Here is a 19,037-nt window from a genome sequence, read left to right as displayed (position 1 = left end):
TTTTAGTAACTGCTTTTATAAATATATCACTAAGCCAGCAAGTTTTGGCTCAAAGCATTCATAGTTTTTTTTTTATCGTAGATACCTTGAGGTATTAAAAAAGCTTTTCAATTGAGATTTACAATATCGAATAAAATTAAAAATAAAACTCAAAGAGATACAGCAAAATATTTGAATAGAGAGAAAAAACATGAGCGATACAGTAGACTATGCCTTGACCGATGTTGTGATGGATGGCTATGTTTTACAACCAGACGGGCAACCGATTCCCCAAAGTTCTTCTCCAACAGTCATTGCTGCAGCATTACGGCTTTTACAGGTATCGCCAGGTGCGAGGATTTTGGAAGTGGGGACGGGTTCAGGTTACAGTACGGCTTTGTTGGCTCACCTTGTCGGTTCTGACGGCTTTGTCGTCTCTTTGGATGTAGACTCAAATCTGGTTAAACGTGCCAGCAGTTTATTAGCCAAAGATAATTTAGCTAATGTAAAAGTTGTGGTGGCAGATGGTCGAGAGGGCTACTCAACAGAAGCACCTTTTGACCGCATTATTGTGTGGGCAACCGCGGATCTACTCCCACACACCTGGATTGAACAATTATCTCCGGGTGGGTTAATTGTCGCACCTGTCCGATTAAGGCAATTAGCTGCTACTACAGCGATCGCCCGCGTGCGTTTGGATACCAATAAAAACCTGGTGGGAGAACGGGTAATTCCTGGGGGATTTGTCCCCTTAACTGATAAACCCTTAACTCGCTGGTATGGCCCTGCTCAAGATGCCGACATTAAAGCTGAAATTAAGATAGAAGATCCTGAAATGGAGACAGATGTAATCTGGGCTAGTGCTGAGTGGTTGCGACAAGAACAACAGAGGGAGCAAGCAGAACAAATCCTTGAATTGATGCAAGTAGCTTCACACCAGGACAGCCCTCTCGACCCCGATGAGGATGTGGAAGCTTTGCGCGCTTACTTGTTGGCTACCTATCCAGAGGGTCTGACAAGTGCATATACGCCGACTCTCGGACCAGCTATTGGTTGCAGTCAGCCCGGAAGTCTGGCTTTGCTGTCTCTGTGGGGCGAGGGTTATGCTGCGGCTGGGGAACGCGAGGCGGCAGTAAAGGTTTCAGACTGGATTTCCAGTTGGCGTACCAGTGGGCGACCGAGTTTTGAGCAGTTGCGACCTGTTTTAAACTACGTTGAGTGCGGCTATCAAGTAGGGGTAACGCTGTAGTAAGGTCTTTAGTCCTTCTTTCTGAATAAAAAAAGAAAGGACTAAAGTCCTTACTACAAACGGCGCAACCGCAATATTTTCAACAGGGTGTTGAATTGATCTGGTAAAGGCGCGATCGCCTCAATCAACTCTCCAGTTAAGGGATGCTGCAAAGTCAGCCGCCATGCGTGGAGGGCTTGTCCTGTTAAATTGACGCCGATAGAACGGTTGGAACTGTACATCGGGTCGCCGACAATGGGATGTTTGATTTCGGCTGTGTGGACGCGAATTTGATGGGTGCGGCCGGTTTCTAATTGATAGTGGATTAAGCAATAGTTGCCGATTCTTTCTTTGATTGTCCAGTGAGTAACTGAGGGGCGGCCGCCTTTTTCTTCTGGTACTACTGCCATTTTTTTGCGGTCTGTGGGATGCCTGCCGATTGGTAGGTCTATTGTGCCTGTTTCGGTGTTAGGAACGCCGTAAACTATGCCTAAATATTCGCGGCGGGCGGTTTTGGTTTTGAGTTGGGCTTGCAGGTGTTGGTGGGCGATGTCGGTTTTGGCGATCGCGATCGCACCTGTTGTATCTTTGTCTAATCTGTGTACGATTCCAGGCCGCTGAACTCCGCCGATTTCTGCTAGGGGACAATGGGCTAAGAGGGCATTGACTAATGTACCGTCTTGGTGTCCGGCTGCTGGGTGAACGACTAATCCGGCTGGTTTGTTGATGATAATGATGCTGTCATCTTCGTAGAGGATATCTAGAGGAATTGCTTGGGGTTTTAAGGTTGCGGGCTGGGCTTCGGGTAAAGTGATGTGGATGCGATCGCCCGTTTTTACTGAGATTTTTTTCGAGGTACAGGTTTTGTCGTTGACTTTGACGTGGCCTTGTGATATGAGGGTTTGCACGCGCGATCGGGATAAATCTGGTATCTGGTTTGAGAGCCAAATATCTAATCGTTGAGTGACATTAATCGGGTTAAATTCCTCTGTATTTTCTACTGTATATATCTGTGCCGCCGTTTCTGTTTCTATCATTTAATTTTTACTGTTTGTTGCCGATTTTTTGGGCTGATATCATGTCCGAGCTGCGATCGTAGCAAAAACGGTTCGTACTGCGGACTTTAGTCCGCAGTACGAACCAATCGCGATATCGGTCAATCTACCCGACACGAAATGACGGATATGGGACTCGAAACCGGGTTTCTATGAGTTATGCAAACAAAAATAATAATTATAGGAAGAAACCCGGTTTTTGAGAGCATCTACTATTTTATCCTGGTTTCTACTCGCGATCGAGTTCCAGCCCGATCGTAGTATAATTCATGTCAAATAAATGCTTTTATTATAACATTTTTAAGTAAATTTGTCAATGCAAGCGACAATTATCGCAGTGGCCGCACCGCATAGATTGAGATTCCTTGGTAAAGCCAAAAGCTTGCAGCAAAAATTGCCACCGGCACTTTCGGTGTTTGAGATATTGTGCCATTTCAGCAGCGGCGGTAAAATTTTGTTTTGCGCCTTTTTGCTGTGCGGATTTGTCGATCGCATAATTGAAAGGATCTTGCCATGTTAATTGTCCGCTGCTGTGCAAGATGGAAAGGGCGATCGCGCTTTCGGGAAATTCGCGAGAAACTGCTTCTACATCGCCTTTAACTGGCAGTTGTTGGGCCAACTGCTGCGCTTCTCGGTATTGCGATCGCAATTTATCTTGAAAAAATTGTGCTCTTTGTTTGTCATCGGGATAAAGCAAACCCGTAGGTTCGCTAATCAACGTCAGGGCGATCGCCGATTTGCCGTCGCGTCCGCCTCTACCAATTTCCTGAATGTATTCCGATAATAGCAAAGGTGCTTGAAAGTGAACAACCCACCGCACATCCGGCTTGTTAATTCCCATCCCGAAAGCACAGGTACAAATCACAAATTTAAGATCGTTATTTAGCCAAGCTGTTTCTATGTTTCGGCGCGATTCAGGACTCAAACCTGCATGATAGGCTGCGGTTTTATAACCTGCACCTTCCAGCAAATTAGCCAAATTTTCGCTATCTTTTCTTGTGCGGACGTAGACTAAACCTGCTTGTTTTGGTCGAGATTTAATAAAATTTAATAACTGTTGTTTGCGTCCCCTCGGTGTCCAGACAGTCTGCACTTGCAGGTGCAGATTAGAACGGTAGGGACTTAGCAAAAATGCTTCTGGTTTTTGCAGTTGCAAGACATTTTTGATGATTTTTTGTGCTTCCGGGTTGGCGGTAGCGGTGAAAGCTGCGATCGCAATTTTACTACCTTCCGGTTTAGCTTTCAACAAAGCCGGTCGCACTGTTCCCAAACGGCGGTAAGCTGGTCGAAAGGTATCGCCCCACTGCACTAAACAGTGAGCTTCGTCTAATATTAAACCGTTGATTTGGATGTGGGGCTGACTGAGAATTTCCCAGACTGGTTTGCTGAGCAATGTTTCGGGAGACAAATACAGCAATCTCAACTTGTTTTGTTGCAGCGATTGCATTGTTTGTCGGCGCTGCTGTGCTGACAGTTGACTGTGGAGGAGGGAAGCGGGGAGATTGCGATCGCGCAATTCTTGCACTTGATTTTCCATCAAGGCGACTAAGGGCGAAACTACCAAAGTCAAGCCGGTTTGTAACAAAGCTGGCAGTTGAAAGCAGATTGATTTGCCGCCACCTGTAGGCATAATTATAATTGTATCTTTTCCTGCTAATAAACTGCTAACTATTTCTCCTTGCGGCGGTCGAAAGTCGTCGTAGCCCCAAATTTTTTGGAAAGCGGCGCGCGCTTGATTTAATAATGTTGGTTCTGGTTGGTATTTCATTTTATTTATTCCCAAATCAGAAGAGTTAATTATAGCAGACAGTCCTGGATGCAGAAGATTGAGATATATCTAAGGTGGCGCGCCCTCAGCCATTAATACCAAATCCGTTAGTATCGGAACGATTCATTTATCTGTCTGTTCTCGCTCCTCGGTACGGAAGCATCTCCGACTTGGCAAAAAGCATTTTTTGTTGAGAGTACGCGCACAGATTCTCCCTCTGCGTCCTCTGTGCGCTCTGCGGTTGAATCATTCCGGTGGAGTCGGATTTGATAGGATAACCTCGCGGCTGGCGCTCTTCAACACTAAGGGCGTTGGCACCTTACAAAATGAGTAAAATTATCATTGCTATATATTATGAATTTTGTTTGAGGCGCGATCGACAAATAAACGGAAAATGTCATATTTATTTGAGAGTTGGAGTTTTGGATTTGAGATTGCGATCGATTCTAGAGGCTGGTAAATCTCCGAATATCTTGAGCAATCCAAAATCCAAAATCCAAAATCTACCATCGCCTAAGATTGACCGTCTCGGCGGCCGAGTTCGTAAACGCCGCCGCCAATACAGGCGATCGTCCCCATAGATACCGCCCAACCAGTACCCAGAGACCATTCGACTCCCCAATTGCACAATCCGCCCGCAATCAAAAAGGGCAGAATGCTCAACAGGGAAGCGTAAAAGGCATTTTGAGATTCTCTGGCTTGGCGGGTTCTCTCAAACTCCGCTTCCGAGGTGTAGAGGGATCTTTCGGCAAAATTCATCCAGCGGTTGAGTTGCAGGATTACCCATTCTGTCAGGGGCGACAGACCCCAGTACAGGGCTAAAGACCACAATGAGGCACCGGCGATCGCAGTTGCGTCTATGGCAAAACTAAAAGGGAAAATTTCAGTAAGCATTGCTTATGTGTGTTATAAATTTGAGATTTGAGACTGCATCCAAAATCCCGTACTAAACTATAGTGTCAAACAAAAGCTCGATCGAATTCAACCGCAGCACAAATTTCACCGGGCCAATGACTTTCTGTTCGCTACAATATTTAAGCCGAAGGCTTGACACCAGTTCTCTATGCAGTAAGATACACCTTGGTTAACTGATTCGCTAGTAGATTCAGCACGCGAGGCAATCTTGCAGCGAATTGGCACAACAGACAACGCAGATTCGCCCACACATTAAACTTTCAGGAGTTAAATAAATCGTGCAAGACTCTAGGGGCCCGCTGACGGTTAAACGCTTTTTTCGCCTTAGACGGATACTACTGTTAGTTCTTTCGCTCTGTATCGTGGTGATTAGCCCTTATTTACAGCAGGAGTTGGTCAAGGCTCAGTCAGCTTTACCAACCAAAATCGCTACGGGTAAGTTGTGGCAAGAAGCTTCTTTCCCAGTCGAAAATTTTGAAGCCTACAGTTCCACCTTCGGCCCCCGTGGTGGAGATTTTCATTACGGTTTGGACATGGCGGCGCCAGAAGGTAGCTATATCCGCAATTGGTGGGGCGGTCAAGTGGTGGAAGTTTGGGAAGATGGCAGGTGCGGCACTGGTATGGTGGTGCGATCGGGAGATTGGGAGCACATCTACTGTCACCTCAGAGGTAGAGTAGAAAAAGTTAACGGCGGGCGCTATTATGTCGATCGCGAAGGCGGCCTGCAAATTTGGCAGGGTCAAACGGTGCCGGCTGGTGCGAGAATTGCCAGAGTGGGAATGACCGGCCGCACGACCGGCCCTCACCTGCATTGGGGATTGAAGTACGGCGGCCGCTGGGTAGACCCGGCTTTGGTACTTCGCGAAATGTATTCCAATCAGTCTTAATTAGTCATTAGTCATTAGTCATTAGTCATTAGTTAAGATAAAGAGTCATTAGTCATTAGTTAAGATAAAGAGTCATTAGTCATTGGTCATTAGTCATTTTTTTGGGTTAGTAGTAAAGTGCTTCAGGCGCACTCTAAAAATAGAGTCGGTGCATAATTCCTACTTCGTTAACTAATGACTAATCACTAATCACCAATGATTGATGACTAATGATTCTTTACCTGAATTAATGACTAATGACTGATGACTGATGACTAATGACTCTTTACCAACTGCCAACTGACAACTGACAACTGACAACTGCCAACTGACTCTTTACGCTGGTTCCAATTCTTTTTTGGTCAACTCGGCGTATCGATCGACAATTTTGCGGAATTCATCACCGTCGATCGTTTCTTCATCCAACAGCACTTCAACCAGCTTGTCTACCAAATGGCGGTTTTCGCGGATAATCCGGCGGGCTTCTTCGTAGCAGTGAATAGCAATTTCCCGGACTTGCCGATCGATCTTGATAGCCATTTCTTCGGAATACTCAGCCCGCGAATTCCAGCTTTGGCCCAAAAACACCTCATTGTTCGGACTTTCCAAAGCCACAGGCCCCAAATCCGACATTCCGTAAAGCGTTACCATCTGTCTCGCTAATTTGCTGACTTCTGTGATATCGCTGCTGGCGCCGAGAGTTACTTCGGCATCGCCATAAATTTCAGCCTCTGCAGCCCGTCCCCCCAAAGCTACTGTAATCCGGCTTAACAGCCACGCCCGACTCCTCAAACCTTCGCTGTCGATCATTTCGTCGTCGAGCACGTAGTTGGCAAAGCCTGCGATACCGCCGGAACGCGGAATAATCGTGACTTTTTCTAGGGTGTCGGTATTTTTGAGCATGGCTGATACGAGGGCGTGTCCGATTTCGTGGTATGCTACTAGCCACTTTTTCTTGCTGTCGAGCAGTGGATTCAGAGTAAGCCCGATCGTGATTCGGTCGATCGCATCGTGAACTTCTAAGTTACTAATCGTGTCTTTGCGCCGCCTCGCGGTGAGAATTGCCGCTTCGTTAAGCAAGTTTGCCAAGTCAGCGCCGGAAAAGCCGGGAGTGCGGCGGGCGATCGTATCTAGGGCAACTTCTTCGTCGAGTTTTTTGTTGCGCGCGTGAACTTGCAAAATCCCCAAACGCCCTTTGTAGCTGGGTAAATCTACCGTTACTTGGCGATCGAACCTGCCGGGCCGCAGCAGGGCAGTATCGAGCACGTCAGGGCGGTTAGTCGCTGCAATCACAATCACGCCGCTGTTACCCTCAAAGCCGTCCATTTCTGTCAGCAACTGGTTGAGAGTTTGTTCGCGTTCGTCATTTCCACCGCCGATCCCAGCGCCGCGCTGCCTTCCTACCGCATCTATTTCATCAATAAAGACGATGCAGGGGGCGTTTTCTTTAGCTTTTTTGAACAAGTCGCGGACGCGGGAAGCGCCGACTCCGACGAACATTTCGACAAATTCGGAACCGGAGATGCTGAAGAAGGGGACGGCTGCTTCGCCTGCGATGGCTTTTGCCAACATTGTTTTACCGGTTCCCGGAGGCCCGATCAACAAAACTCCTCTGGGAATTTTCGCGCCTATGGCGTTAAAGCGTTCGGGTTTTTTGAGGAAGGTGACGACTTCTTGCAGTTCTTCTTTGGCTTCTTCGATCCCTGCTACGTCGTCGAACATCACGCCGGTTTTGGCTTCCATTTGGAAACGGGCTCGGGATTTGCCGAAGTTCATGGCATTTCCTTGGGATTGGGTCGATCGGCGCACAATAGCCATCAACACCGCCAACACTGCAAAAATCACCAGTAAGTTTATTACTAAACTGACCGCCGCGGCATTGTCGGCTGTTTGTTTGACTTCAAAGTCAATCTTTTTGGCGCGGATTTGCGAGTAAAGTTCTCGGTTGTTGTAATCGAACAGAGTAACAGTTTGTTCTCGATCGGTTTTTTGATTTTTTAGCTTAACTTTTGCAGTTCTTTGAGTTTCGTCTATTTCGATTTTACTGACTTGCCCTTTCTCTATGTTGTCCATGAGTTTGCTGTAACTCATGGTGTTAGGCGCGCTGTCGGCAAAAACCGGGGGCGAGAGCAATATTCCTTGAGAAATCACCAAACTGCCCAGGATGCGCCAAAGATTCCGTCCCGGCATTGATTTTTTAGGATTCTGCTGGCTCGATTTGTCTTTGTTTACAGCTAGATGCCCCAGCCATACCTGTTTCCAAGAATTTTTCATATTGGTTTTTTGCCCGAGGTTGAAGACTGCCAAGATTGACCGCTTTGGATTTGCTACATTCATTTATTTTAACAAGATGCCGGGTGTTGGATGGGTTTCTCTGTCGCTGGCTTCTCAAGAGTCCGCTTGAGAGGCCTGGTTTTGAACCCACTGCCACTGATAAACCGGGTTTTTTACTGAATTTGGGGCTTCGATCGGGGATTTTGCTCAAAAAACCCGGTTTCTCGGTCACGTCTACTCAACTTACGGACAGCGACTCAGAAACCGGGTTTTTTCCCAAATCTGTGGCTTTAATCAAGAATTTTGGCAAAAACCCGGTTTCTCGGCCACGTCCATAAATCTCAAATCTCAAATCGATTGACAGTTGCCGATCGCACTTGTTATATTAATCATAGTCGTAATGAGTACGCTTTATTTCGGCAATTATTGTTTTTAAGTTTTATGGTGAAAATTGTCGGCATTGGTGGGAGTTTGCGGGCTGGATCTTACAGCCAGTTAGCGTTGAAGGTGGCAGCAGAACGAGCGCAAGCCCTGGGCGCGGAAGTTGAAATATTAGATTTGCGATCGCTCGATCTGCCCTTCTGCGAGGGTGAGAATTATTATCCCGATTACCCCGATGTGGAAAAGCTGCGGAATGCGGTAAAGCAAGCCGACGCTTTGATTTTAGCAACGCCGGAGTATCACGGTAGCGTCAGCGGTGCTCTCAAGAATGCCCTCGATTTACTCACTTTCGAGCATTTGGACGGCAAAGTTGCGGGTGCGATTAGCGTTTTGGGAGGGCAAGTTAACAGCAACGCACTTAACGATTTGCGAACTATTTTGAGATGGGTGCACGCTTGGGTAATTCCCGAACAAATTGCGATCGGACAAGCTTGGAACGCTTTTAGTCCTGACGGCAAATTGTTGGATGAAAAATTGTCTGAAAGGTTCGATGAATTTGCTCGCAGTTTAGTAGAAAATACGCGGAAATTGCGAGGAATTTCTTAGTATAAGGACTGTTAGCTGTTATTTGTTAGCTGTTATTTGTTAGTTGTTATTTGTTAGTTGTTATTGGAAATTGAGAGGTGGAAAGTGGCAATTCGTAGCAAGTAACCAATAACCAATAACCAATAACCAATAACCAATAACCAATAACCAATAACCAATAACCAATAACCAATAACCACTAACTACTGACTACTGACTACTGACTACTGACTACTGACTACTGACTACTGACTACTGACTACTGACTACTGACTTCAAAATGGCATATCGATGATTTCTCCGAAAGGATGCGGTACGTCGATCGCCATTCTTCCGGGTTTTGACTCGTACTTATCAATCCACTTTTTCGCCAATTCCAAAGCTTCCTCTTCAGTCTTGGCATTTTGGACGGCGACGTGGCGGTTGCCGCGGCTATCCCAAACTTCGACGTAGAATACTTTCTGGGATTGCATAATCCAACCTTTTTGACAACTCCCCAGCCTGAAGGCGTGGGGATTCTTCCTTCACCCAACATCGCCTCTAAAAGCAGTGCCTTTAGATGGTCTTACACGTTGTCCAGAAGCAGTAGCGAGATGCCCTCCCGCCAAAATTCGTAAACCTTCATCTCTGATGTTGATAGCCGCGTTGATATCCCTGTCATGCCTCATGTGGCATTTAGGACATTGCCAACTACGTATCTCTAAACTCAGAAGATCTATTTGATGCAAGCAGTTATTACAAGTCTTTGAACTCGGAAAAAATCGCTCTACTTCAATATATATTTTCCCTGACCATTGGGCCTTGTATTTTAACATGGTGGAAAATTTACTCCAGCCAGCGTCAGTAATTGACTTGGCTAGCTTGTGGTTTTTCACCATGTTTTTTACGGCGAGATTTTCTACTACGATGACTTGGTTTTCGTCAACTAATTTACGACTTAGTTTGTGTAAAAAATCTTCTCGGCATCTAGTAATTTTTACCTGGATTTTAGCAACTTTAATTCGTGCTTTGTTCCTATTAGCAGAACCCTTGTGCTTGCGGCTGAGTTGCTTTTGCTTTTTAGCAAGTCTTACCTCATATTTGCGATAATATTTGGGATTGCCGTGCTTGGTTCCATCTGAAGTAATGGCATAATGAGTTAATCCCAGATCTATGCCTACAGCTTTACCTTCTGATGTTGAATATGGCTGGTTTTTACCGTCATCATAGAGACAAGCTGCATAGTATTCCCCAGATGGTGTCAGAGATACAGTCACAGACTTTAATTTTCCGACGGGAAATCGAGATATTTTGCCGTAAATTTTACCTAATTTTGGCAAAATTAAGTAGCTACCATCTAGTTTTATTTTTTGAGGAAAACGAATAGATTGCTTTTGTTCCTTCTTCTTAAAATTTGGATATTTAGCCCTCTTTTCAAAGAAATTTAAGAAGGCAGTAGACAGGTCTAACGCTGCTTGCTGCAAACATTGTGATGGAGGTTCTGTTAACCATTCATGTTCTTTTTTTAAAGATGGTAGTAGGTTAATTATCTGATTACGACTTAAACCTTTACCTGTTGCTTTGTAGGTTTCGTTAGTAAGGTTGAGAGCAAAATTGTAAAACCATCGCGCACAGCCAAACGACTTAGCCAGCAATGCCGCTTGCTCGTCGGTTGGATAGATTCTGTACTTATAGGCTTTTAACACATAGCTTACCAAACCACTCATACTATGGTAAACTAAAGTGAGCTAAATGTAAAGTCCCCCTACAAGGGGAGGTTTTAAACCCAATTTTTATGATAACTATCTGCTGGTTCCATAGTTGAAATCCTTAAATCATCGGGCGGGGAGTTGGACTGGCGACCTAATTGTAAATATTGCACCGTGTAAAATGAATTTTACGCTGGTTTCTATAGTATTTTTGGAAAAAAGTCAGTTTTACGGTTAACCTCATGACTAGACTCTTCAAGCAATTATTTAACTGGAGAAAATATCTCCAACCAGCGGCGGCGGCGATCGCGATCGCCCTGATCGCCTCGCAGATAGCGGTGTTGCCGGCGTTGGCGACTGGCGTGTATGAGTTTCCCCTGTTGTCGGCGGGCGATCGAACTTGGGTGTTCGACAAAGGCGACGTACTCAGCCGTAGCAGCGAAAGCAATATCAACAGCGAACTCGACAAGGTGGAAAAGCAAACTGGCAAAGAAGTCAGGTTTGTCACCATCCGTCGCTTAGACTACGGCGAAACAGTTGCCACTTTTAGCGATCAACTATTTGAACAGTGGTTTCCCACAAAAGAAGACCAGGCTAATCAAATTTTACTCGTTCTCGACACTGTTACCAACAGCGCGGTAATTCGCACCGGCGAAGGGGTGAAATCCCTGCTACCTGATGAAATTGCCCAGAGTGTAGCAGGGGAAACCCTGCAGGTTCCCCTGCGGGAAGCTAACAAATACAACGAGGCTTTGACTGAGGCCAGTTCGCGCATTGCTACTGTTTTGTCCGGTGAACCAGATCCGGGCGCGCCTAAAGTTGTTGACAACATTCAAGTTGAAGGCACCTTTAAAAAAGCTGAAGAAACAGAACAAGGTAATGCCACAGTTGTTGTGGTTGTGCTGTTGGTGTTGGCGACAGTGATTCCCATGGTGACTTATTTCTGGTATCAAGGTTTTTCGTAATCGCGTACTGCTAAATCCGATAAGTTACCTTTTTTTCCGGAAATTCGGGCGAGGCTGGACTAATCTTGAACGTATTCTCGATCGCTCAACAATGCAAGTTCTGCCCGTACAAATTCCCGTCCCAGATAAGCCGCGTGATCTAACATTGTCACCGGGCTGGGGCGGGTTTCTTCTAGGATTTTGACGCAAAGTTCTTTGGCGGTTCTGCCGCTAAACAGCGTGCACTGAGTGCGTTCTACCTTGCCACGGGCGGGGATGGGTTTGCCGGTTTCGGGATCGACAGCCAGACCGCGATCGTCGATGATGTTGGTGAAGTGTTTGGCACAAATTAAGCTGGTTTCGCGATCGAGATAGATGATGAAGTAGCCGCCTGGATCGAGGTCGATGTGGCGTTTGGAGAGCTTGTCATCGATGGCGGTGAGGTTTTCCAAGGTTTGACTCATGGTTGGTGAAAGGAAGTAAACAGTAGCTATATTTTTTTTGCTATTCCTAGTTTAGTGGGCTGCGGGACCAGTTTGGGAATTTTGGGCGATCGACATTATAGGCGATATCTGCAGACACGGCAATTTCCTGTCCGGCGCTGGGTTTTTGTTTAAATGAGTATTATTAACCGCAGAGAGCGCAGAGAACGCAGAGTGAAAGAAGAAAGAGAAACAAAATCTGTTATCTTTAGCTTTAGCAAGATTTAGGATTAAATTATCGATGAAATTTATAGATTTATTTTCGGGAATAGGAGGTTTCAGACAAGGTTTTGAAAAAATTGGCTTTGAATGCGTTTTTTCCTGCGAAATTAACAGCAAGTGTCGAGAAGTGTACGCAGACAATTTCGGCGAAGTGCCTTTTGCAGACATCAGTAACATCAAGACCGCCGATTTAGTAGATTTTGATGTTTTAGTCGCCGGTTTTCCGTGCCAACCTTTTAGCATCTGCGGCAAAAAGCTCGGCTTTGAAGATACTAGAGGCACGCTATTTTTCGATATTTGTAAAATCATCAAAGTAAAACAACCTCAAGTAGTTGTCCTGGAAAATGTCAAGCACTTAATCCATCACGACAAGGGAAATACCTTAAAAGTAATTATCGCCAGCCTTGAAGATTTGGGCTACAGCGTGAATTACAAAATGCTGAATGCTAAAGACTTTGGACTTCCCCAACACCGCGAAAGAATATTTATTATTGCAACTAAAGGTAAATCCTTCAATTTTTCATTCCTAAAAAGCAAGTTTCCTCCCAAACTCAGGGAATTTCTAGACGAGACGGGGGATTTTGAAATATTGGATAAATCAGAATATACTTTAATTGATTATCCGAGAAAGCAAGATTCGGGACTTGTGTTTGTAGGATACAGAAATAAAGGTACTTGGAAAACTGGGGTGAGGCCGAATACAGAACATTTGTCGAGGGTGCACAGACAGCCGAATCGCATTTATTCGGTGGATGGCGTGCATCCGACAATTCCTTCGCAAGAAACATCGGGCCGGTTTTTTGTCTATTTTCCCGATCGAAATTTGGTGAGAAAGTTAACGCTGAAGGAATGTTACCGTCTCATGGGTTTTCCTGAAGATTTTAAGACTTATTCCAGTGCGGGGGAGAGTTACAAGCAAATTGGGAATTCGGTTTGCGTGCCGGTGGTGGAGGCGATCGCGCAAGAAATATTAAGTCAAAACTTATTGTATGATGATCCAAATAAACAGCAGACAAAAACAGAAGAATATATACAGCTTGTCGTCTTAAATTGCTGATATCAACTTGACGAAGATTCCCATACAATTCGAGACTGTCTTGCTAACAAAAGTGCAAGCTCATCAGCCCTTGGACGGTTATCTTCACGATAGGGCAAGCCTATAATACTGCCATGAGATGAAGAGTCACATACTACATTTAGACCTAATTCTCGAATTTCCCCTACATTAAGGCTAGCAACTCCTTCACAGTTTCTCAATGCACTCAAAGATTGCTGAATGGAAAAATTGACAGAAATACCCTGTTCGTTTATACGTTGGCGCAAATAGTAGGCATCCGATTTGACGATCGATCTATCTCGATCTATCCATCCTTTTCGGAGAGCTCGGTAAACAAGTGTAGGATCCGGTAATTTTTTAAACTCTGACGCACTCCCTGAAGATTGTTCTATCATATTTTGTTAAACCACTGCAACCAGTCAACTAATGTTGATGATGAAACGATATCTTCGACCACATTTTCATTCTTTGCATGGTGATAGATATCAACTGGTTGCTCTGCACTGAAGGGACAAAATAGGCGGACTGTACGCTCTGGTTCTAAGCTTGTCCAATCTAGTGTAATACTGCCTCGGTCATCAGTACCAGTAGAGCATTTTGGAAAACTGTTTCCCATGCTATCATAAGCCTCAACAACCAATTTCATTGCTGTTCTGAAAGCATATTCAGTCGGTCTCAAAATCCCGTACTCATCCTCTTCTTCTAAATCTAAAAGTTCGATCAAACGTTCGATGGTAATGCGAAAATTAGAGAAACCGCTATTGCTGCTATCAGTAATCTGTTCCTTCGCTACAGTCATAAGATTAAATCCCTTGGTTTCCATATAATTTGAGATTGCTCTGCTAACAAATCGGCTAATCTTTCAGCTCTGTCTCGGTCGTCTGTCACATAAGGTAAACCGACAATCTGAGCGTGGGAGGCAGAGTCAGGTATTGCGTCTAAACCTAATTCGCGAATTTGTCCTACTTGAATACTAGCAACTCCGTAACAATTTCTGAATTTTGCCGCACATTGTTCCGGCGAACAAACACTGGCAATTGTTACCGACAAACCTGGTTCATTTGCTCTAAGTAAATAAGCGAAGAGTAAAACTAGATCGCTTGTTTCATCCATCCATTGTCGGCGAAGTAAAGCTCTATAAACAATAGCAGTTTCATTCAAAGGCTCCAACTCTAATTCACTCGGAGAAGATTTATCTGTCATAGCTTGTTAAACCACTCTAGCCAATAAACTAAGGTTACTGCTGAAGTAATATCTTCCGAGCCATATTCCTCACTGTTTTGATGATAAACGTAAGTTTTCTCCTCGGCATTAGATGGGCAAAATAACCTAACTTTGCGATCGGCTTTTCTATTTTGCCAAGCAAGTCTAATACTGCCTCGGTCATCTGTAGCAGTAGAGGCTTTTGGAAAACTGTTTCCCATGCGATCGTAAGCCTCAACAACTAATTTCATCGCTGTCCTGAAAGCATATTCAGTCGGTCTCAAAATTCCGTATTCATCCTCTTCTTCTAAATCTAAAAGTTCTAGCAGACGTTCGACAGTGATGCGGAAATTTGATAAACCGCTATTGCTATTGCTATCAGTAATCTGTTCCTTCGCTACAGTCATAAGATTCAATCCTTTTGAGCCGATCGCCAATTCGATCCTAACACAGCCTAATCATCTGCAATAATGACACGGCAGCAATAAGCAATAAGGACACAGTGCCGTGTCCCTACTACTACTACTACTACAAACAAGTATTACGCTGGAACTTGGACTTTTTCACTGCCCGAAAGCTCAAACGCCGCGTGAATTGCCTTTAAAGCTGTGACACCCTGTGCCTCATCCACAACGCAGCTAATCTTAATCTCAGAAGTTGCAATCATTTGAATGTTGATTTCGTGCTGCGAAAGTGCTTCAAACATCTTTGCCGCAACTCCCGGATGCGCTACCATCCCGGAACCGACAACGCTAACTTTAGCGATTTCTGTATCGACTGCTACTTCGCCCCAGCCGAATTCAACTGCTGATTTTTCTAGGACTGTTTTAGCTGCTTCTGCGTCAATTTGTGCTACGGTAAATGCAATGTCGCGCGTTAATATGCCGTCGATATTGTGACACCGCTGCGATTGAATGATCGTGTCTACGCTAATATTTTCTTCGGCTAAAAGTCCGAACATTTTTGCTGCTACTCCGGGTCGATCGGGCAATTGGCGAATTGCTAGACGCGCTTGATTGAGATCCAACGCAACGGCGCGGACTGCGGGCGGTTTGTGGGATGATGAATGGAGTCCAATAGGGGAGTTGGCGACATCAAATGCTTTGCAGAGTTCGGCAACGGCCCGATCGCACTCCGCAGCATCGATCGTACAACTAACCTTCACCTCGGAAGTCGAAATCATCTGAATATTAATTCCCGCATCCGCCAAAGTATTAAACATCTGGGCCGCTACCCTCGGACGGCCGATCATTCCCGCACCCGCAATGCTAACTTTAGCTATGGGTCTTTCTTCTGCCCTCACTTCCGGTTCCCCCAATTCTGGGCGCGAATTCTTGCCGAGAGAGGGCACTATCGCATCTGCAACCGCCACAGCTTGATTCAGCGAATTTCGCCTTACCGTAAAGGCGATATCGTTAGTATTTCCCTCGTGAATTGACTGAATAATTAAGTCTACATCGAGGTTTTGCTGCGCGATCGCCCCAAACAACCGCGCTGCTACCCCCGGACGATCGGGCAAACGCAACAGCGACACCCCCGCCTGATCCAAATCAAACTCCACCGCATCCACCGCTTTCGCGAGCTCCAAGCCCTCCAAAGGCCGGGGCGATGGAGGGGGGGAAACTACCCGCGTACCGGGCGCGTCACTCCAGCTAGAAAGCACCACCAGCGGCACACCGTAATTCTTGGCAATTTCTACGGCGCGCGGGTGCAGGACTTTTGCACCCAAACTCGCCAATTCCAGCATTTCGTCGCAGGTGATTTCGTCCATCAGTTGCGCCTGTGCAACTAAGCGCGGATCTGTAGTCAGAATTCCGGGCACGTCGGTATAAATTTCACATCTATCGGCCCGCAGCGCTGCAGCGATGGCTACTGCCGTGGTGTCGGAACCGCCTCTACCCAAAGTAGTAATTTCCAATTCTGTCGCGTTAGCGATGCCTTGGAAACCTGCGACGACTACGACTTTACCGCTGTTTAACTGGGTTTGGAGCCTGTTCGGGTCGATTCGCAAAATCCGGGCGCGGGTGTGGGCGGCTTCGGTGACAATGCCGACTTGGGCTCCGGTGAGGGAAATTGCGGGCTGTCCCATTTCTTGCAATGCCATGCTCAAAAGCGCGATCGAGACTTGTTCCCCAGTGGAAAGCAACATATCCATTTCCCGCTTGCTGGGATTTGCGGAAATTTCCTTAGCCAGTTTCACTAAACCGTCAGTCGTTTTTCCCATCGCCGAAAGTACGACAACTAAGGAGTTTCCAAGCTGTACTGTTTTGACAACTCGTCGCGCTACTTCCAAAATGCGATCGACTGTACCAACCGATGTTCCGCCGTATTTCTGAACAATTAGTGCCATAGGACTTTACACAAAAGTGATGCAATACTTTACTCTTAACCAATTAATATACGCAAATTCTGGATTATAGCCTACGTTTACCTATGCACTGCCAATAAAGAAACCGGGTTTTTGGCGAGATTGAGGGTTTGAATCGAATATCTTGACCCAAAAACCCGGTTTCTCGTCATTGCTGCGTAAGTTCAAAGAAACCGGGTTTTTGGGAGATTGAGGATTTTTTGCGAATATTTTGGCGGAAAAACCCGGTTTCTGGCTACCTATTAGCTGCCTTCTAACTCTCGCAAACGCGCTTCCAAAGCTTGAATTCGCAACTCAGCTTCTATGCACCTTTGTCGTTCTTGTTCTGCTCGTTCCTCCGCCGCCGGCAGCAAAGTCCCCGATGCCTCCCACCAGCGCAGCCAAGGCAGTTCTACGCCCCGATCGACTCCTTGCCAAATGCCTAATTCTACTTTTATTTGCGCGATCGGGTAATGTCCGCGATTATTTTTTGTGGCTAGCTCGAAGCGGTCTTCGATTAAATGATAAACTTATAAGTAGAAAGGCGTAAATATTTGTAGTTGGGATGAGGCAGGAGTCAGGAGACAGAATGCAGGAGGGATTGGGGTTTTAGCCTCATTTATCTTTCTTAACACAGTTGTGTTTTTCCCCACCGACTTACTTACTAATAACTAGAAATATTTGTAGACACCGGGTTTATGGGGTCGATTGTCGGGGCGGGTTTAGCCTGTAAGCTCTAATACAATGGAGTTTATGACTACTGCAAAAGTCGCATCTCTATGTTAAATTTATTCGCACCTATTCTAATTTGAGGATTTTTTGAGGAAGATGAGTCAGTATAAGTTAATTATTTTCGATTTTGACGGCACCTTGGCAATTACTCACAAAGCTATTGTATATTGCTTTACCAAAACTTTTGAAAGTTTCAATATTGATCCGCCTGCTGCTGAGACAATTCAAGGGACGATCGGGATTAATTTAGCAAATAGTTTCAAAATCCTCAATCCGGCGATCGAGGAAAGCGCAATTCCCCAATGGGTGGAAACTTACCGCTCTTTTTATCGGACAGAAGGTGAAAAGCAGCTAGATTTATTTCCCGGAACCAAGCAAGTTTTGCAGTTGGCGAGCAAGTCGGGATTGAGTCTGGGAGTTTTTAGCAACAAGCACGTTAGTTTTGTTAATTTGTTTCTAGAAAAGTTGAAAATTCACAGTTTTTTTGACTTGATTGTAGGTGATGACGGACAAATTATTCAAAAACCTAATCCGAGTGTTTTTCACTCGATAGTTAAACCGCTGTTCCCGGATTTGGAGAACAGTCAAGTTTTAATGGTTGGCGATACGGCGGTTGATTTGTTGTTTGCGAAAAATGCTGGGATAGATGTTTGTTGGGCGGCTTACGGATATGGCGATCGCGCTGAGTGTCTCGCCCTAAAACCGACTTTGGCGATCGACAATATTTCGGAACTTGCTGCGATGATTCAAAATTAATCTTGAGTCGGTTTGTTTCAGGAGAAGTTCAATTATTTTTATTAAATAAAATAATTACAGCACTTAATATCAATTCTGGTTGCACTCCTCATGATGTTAACGGTTAACCGTTGACTGTTAACCGTTAACAGTGAATTTACTATTCCGAGGCTAACGGATTTGATATAATCGGCAATTTTAAATAGATTTTAAAATTGCAAGTTCTGAATAAAAAAATATTTAAAGATAGCAGGTGTTTTTTTGTTCGTTATAAACAATTAGCTGTGCGAACCGGTAAGCCGCGCGACATCTGCAAACTAAACCATACCAGAGATAGAGATATCCTAGCAACAACTATTATAAATTAGCAAGTAGGATTCGTTTGAAGGCACAAAGCAAAAGGCTCAAGGCAGAAGAAAAGAAAAATGAGGGAGACTAGATTTTTTCTCTTGTAGGATTTACGGCATAAATTCTGCACGATCGCCTTCTCACTTGGGGCGCAGGAAAATAGGACAATTCTGTTGAACTTTGGGGTGCAGTCAGTCGGAACCGACAAGAAACTCAATCTATAAAAAA

General features: G+C 45.2%; 18 protein-coding genes. 7 read left to right on the top strand and 11 right to left on the bottom strand.

Annotation, left to right across the window (positions count from 1 at the left end; translation table 11 throughout):
• Nucleotides 1-190 precede the first annotated feature (190 nt).
• Nucleotides 191-1,228 (top strand): protein-L-isoaspartate O-methyltransferase family protein, encoded by a 1,038-nt coding sequence (locus tag QUA97_RS09020; protein ID WP_194067617.1) that lies wholly within the window; start codon nt 191-193, stop codon nt 1,226-1,228.
• Nucleotides 1,229-1,281: 53 nt separating this feature from the next.
• Here the strand turns inward: QUA97_RS09020 and QUA97_RS09015 are convergent, their stop codons facing one another.
• From QUA97_RS09015 to QUA97_RS09005, 3 genes are all read right to left on the bottom strand, one after another.
• Nucleotides 1,282-2,244 (bottom strand): RluA family pseudouridine synthase, encoded by a 963-nt coding sequence (locus QUA97_RS09015; protein WP_333194409.1) that lies wholly within the window; start codon nt 2,242-2,244, stop codon nt 1,282-1,284.
• A gap of 331 nt (nt 2,245-2,575) precedes the next feature.
• Nucleotides 2,576-4,030, bottom strand: a complete 1,455-nt coding sequence (locus tag QUA97_RS09010; RefSeq protein ID WP_333194408.1) for a RecQ family ATP-dependent DNA helicase — start codon at nt 4,028-4,030, stop codon at nt 2,576-2,578.
• A 513-nt stretch (nt 4,031-4,543) separates the two neighbouring features.
• Nucleotides 4,544-4,924 carry a hypothetical protein gene (locus tag QUA97_RS09005; protein ID WP_194067622.1) on the bottom strand — a complete coding sequence of 127 codons (381 nt, stop codon included), beginning with the start codon at nt 4,922-4,924 and terminating at the stop codon, nt 4,544-4,546.
• A gap of 296 nt (nt 4,925-5,220) precedes the next feature.
• Here QUA97_RS09005 and QUA97_RS09000 point away from each other — a divergent pair, with 296 nt between their 5' ends.
• Nucleotides 5,221-5,832, top strand: a complete 612-nt coding sequence (locus QUA97_RS09000) for a M23 family metallopeptidase (protein WP_370589097.1) — start codon at nt 5,221-5,223, stop codon at nt 5,830-5,832.
• 315 nt (nt 5,833-6,147) lie between these two features.
• On the opposite strand, the gene ftsH is transcribed toward QUA97_RS09000, so the two are convergent.
• The gene (ftsH, locus tag QUA97_RS08995) at nt 6,148-8,085 is read right to left on the bottom strand and encodes an ATP-dependent zinc metalloprotease FtsH (RefSeq protein WP_194067624.1); all 1,938 of its coding nucleotides are present in this window, start codon (nt 8,083-8,085) and stop codon (nt 6,148-6,150) included.
• 441 nt (nt 8,086-8,526) lie between these two features.
• On the opposite strand from ftsH, the gene QUA97_RS08990 reads away from it, so the two are divergent.
• Nucleotides 8,527-9,072 carry an NADPH-dependent FMN reductase gene (locus tag QUA97_RS08990; RefSeq protein ID WP_194067644.1) on the top strand — a complete coding sequence of 182 codons (546 nt, stop codon included), beginning with the start codon at nt 8,527-8,529 and terminating at the stop codon, nt 9,070-9,072.
• Between the two features lie 254 nt (nt 9,073-9,326).
• Here the strand turns inward: QUA97_RS08990 and QUA97_RS08985 are convergent, their stop codons facing one another.
• Nucleotides 9,327-9,524, bottom strand: coding sequence for a hypothetical protein (locus QUA97_RS08985; RefSeq protein ID WP_194067625.1), 198 nt, complete (start codon nt 9,522-9,524; stop codon nt 9,327-9,329).
• A gap of 51 nt (nt 9,525-9,575) precedes the next feature.
• A complete protein-coding gene (tnpB, locus tag QUA97_RS08980; RefSeq protein ID WP_194067626.1) occupies nt 9,576-10,736 on the bottom strand; it encodes an IS200/IS605 family element RNA-guided endonuclease TnpB in 1,161 nt (386 codons plus the stop codon).
• A gap of 245 nt (nt 10,737-10,981) precedes the next feature.
• Between tnpB and psb32 the strand changes: the two genes are divergently transcribed.
• Nucleotides 10,982-11,704 (top strand): photosystem II repair protein Psb32, encoded by a 723-nt coding sequence (gene psb32 / locus QUA97_RS08975; protein WP_194067627.1) that lies wholly within the window; start codon nt 10,982-10,984, stop codon nt 11,702-11,704.
• A 59-nt stretch (nt 11,705-11,763) separates the two neighbouring features.
• Here psb32 and QUA97_RS08970 read toward each other — a convergent pair whose 3' ends face one another.
• A complete protein-coding gene (locus tag QUA97_RS08970) occupies nt 11,764-12,147 on the bottom strand; it encodes a DUF4346 domain-containing protein (protein ID WP_194067628.1) in 384 nt (127 codons plus the stop codon).
• A gap of 259 nt (nt 12,148-12,406) precedes the next feature.
• Here QUA97_RS08970 and QUA97_RS08965 point away from each other — a divergent pair, with 259 nt between their 5' ends.
• Nucleotides 12,407-13,444: a DNA cytosine methyltransferase gene (locus QUA97_RS08965; protein ID WP_333194406.1), complete on the top strand. Its 1,038-nt coding sequence runs from the start codon at nt 12,407-12,409 to the stop codon at nt 13,442-13,444.
• Between the two features lie 391 nt (nt 13,445-13,835).
• On the opposite strand, the gene QUA97_RS08960 is transcribed toward QUA97_RS08965, so the two are convergent.
• The 4 genes from QUA97_RS08960 to QUA97_RS08945 form a co-directional block, all read right to left on the bottom strand.
• Complete coding sequence (locus QUA97_RS08960) at nt 13,836-14,243, bottom strand: hypothetical protein (RefSeq protein WP_194067631.1); 408 nt, start codon at nt 14,241-14,243, stop codon at nt 13,836-13,838.
• Entirely contained in the window at nt 14,240-14,647 is a 408-nt protein-coding gene (locus QUA97_RS08955) for a hypothetical protein (RefSeq protein ID WP_333194405.1), read from the bottom strand. The genes QUA97_RS08960 and QUA97_RS08955 overlap by 4 nt, the downstream gene beginning before the upstream one ends.
• The gene (locus QUA97_RS08950) at nt 14,644-15,054 is read right to left on the bottom strand and encodes a hypothetical protein (protein ID WP_194067633.1); all 411 of its coding nucleotides are present in this window, start codon (nt 15,052-15,054) and stop codon (nt 14,644-14,646) included. Before QUA97_RS08950 ends, QUA97_RS08955 begins: the two co-directional genes overlap by 4 nt.
• Nucleotides 15,055-15,188: 134 nt before the next feature.
• The gene (locus QUA97_RS08945; protein ID WP_333194404.1) at nt 15,189-16,997 is read right to left on the bottom strand and encodes an aspartate kinase; all 1,809 of its coding nucleotides are present in this window, start codon (nt 16,995-16,997) and stop codon (nt 15,189-15,191) included.
• Nucleotides 16,998-17,318: 321 nt separating this feature from the next.
• Between QUA97_RS08945 and QUA97_RS08940 the strand changes: the two genes are divergently transcribed.
• Together QUA97_RS08940 and QUA97_RS08935 are read left to right on the top strand one after the other, a co-directional pair.
• On the top strand, nt 17,319-17,468 hold the full coding sequence (locus tag QUA97_RS08940) for a hypothetical protein (RefSeq protein WP_333194403.1): 150 nt from the start codon (nt 17,319-17,321) through the stop codon (nt 17,466-17,468).
• A gap of 354 nt (nt 17,469-17,822) precedes the next feature.
• Nucleotides 17,823-18,482 (top strand): HAD family hydrolase, encoded by a 660-nt coding sequence (locus tag QUA97_RS08935; RefSeq protein ID WP_194067636.1) that lies wholly within the window; start codon nt 17,823-17,825, stop codon nt 18,480-18,482.
• The last annotated feature ends 555 nt before the right edge of the window (nt 18,483-19,037 follow it).

The organism is Microcoleus sp. CZ3-B2 (assembly GCF_036705055.1).
Classification (GTDB): domain Bacteria; phylum Cyanobacteriota; class Cyanobacteriia; order Cyanobacteriales; family Microcoleaceae; genus Microcoleus.
This window is presented reverse-complemented; position numbering and strand designations above follow the sequence as displayed.

Bases quoted from the DNA above. Each gene is read 5' to 3' on its own strand.
- QUA97_RS08965 (WP_333194406.1), top strand. From the start codon at position 12,407: ATGAAATTTATAGATTTATTTTCGGGAATAGGAGGTTTCAGACAAGGT.
- QUA97_RS08940 (WP_333194403.1), top strand. From the start codon at position 17,319: ATGCACCTTTGTCGTTCTTGTTCTGCTCGTTCCTCCGCCGCCGGCAGC.
- QUA97_RS08970 (WP_194067628.1), bottom strand. From the start codon at position 12,147: ATGAGTCAAACCTTGGAAAACCTCACCGCCATCGATGACAAGCTCTCC.
- QUA97_RS08950 (WP_194067633.1), bottom strand. From the start codon at position 15,054: ATGACTGTAGCGAAGGAACAGATTACTGATAGCAATAGCAATAGCGGT.
- QUA97_RS09010 (WP_333194408.1), bottom strand. From the start codon at position 4,030: ATGAAATACCAACCAGAACCAACATTATTAAATCAAGCGCGCGCCGCT.
- QUA97_RS08985 (WP_194067625.1), bottom strand. From the start codon at position 9,524: ATGCAATCCCAGAAAGTATTCTACGTCGAAGTTTGGGATAGCCGCGGC.
- ftsH (WP_194067624.1), bottom strand. From the start codon at position 8,085: ATGAAAAATTCTTGGAAACAGGTATGGCTGGGGCATCTAGCTGTAAAC.
- QUA97_RS09015 (WP_333194409.1), bottom strand. From the start codon at position 2,244: ATGATAGAAACAGAAACGGCGGCACAGATATATACAGTAGAAAATACA.
- QUA97_RS08935 (WP_194067636.1), top strand. From the start codon at position 17,823: ATGAGTCAGTATAAGTTAATTATTTTCGATTTTGACGGCACCTTGGCA.
- QUA97_RS08955 (WP_333194405.1), bottom strand. From the start codon at position 14,647: ATGACAGATAAATCTTCTCCGAGTGAATTAGAGTTGGAGCCTTTGAAT.
- QUA97_RS08990 (WP_194067644.1), top strand. From the start codon at position 8,527: ATGGTGAAAATTGTCGGCATTGGTGGGAGTTTGCGGGCTGGATCTTAC.
- QUA97_RS08960 (WP_194067631.1), bottom strand. From the start codon at position 14,243: ATGACTGTAGCGAAGGAACAGATTACTGATAGCAGCAATAGCGGTTTC.
- QUA97_RS08945 (WP_333194404.1), bottom strand. From the start codon at position 16,997: ATGGCACTAATTGTTCAGAAATACGGCGGAACATCGGTTGGTACAGTC.
- QUA97_RS09020 (WP_194067617.1), top strand. From the start codon at position 191: ATGAGCGATACAGTAGACTATGCCTTGACCGATGTTGTGATGGATGGC.
- QUA97_RS09005 (WP_194067622.1), bottom strand. From the start codon at position 4,924: ATGCTTACTGAAATTTTCCCTTTTAGTTTTGCCATAGACGCAACTGCG.
- psb32 (WP_194067627.1), top strand. From the start codon at position 10,982: ATGACTAGACTCTTCAAGCAATTATTTAACTGGAGAAAATATCTCCAA.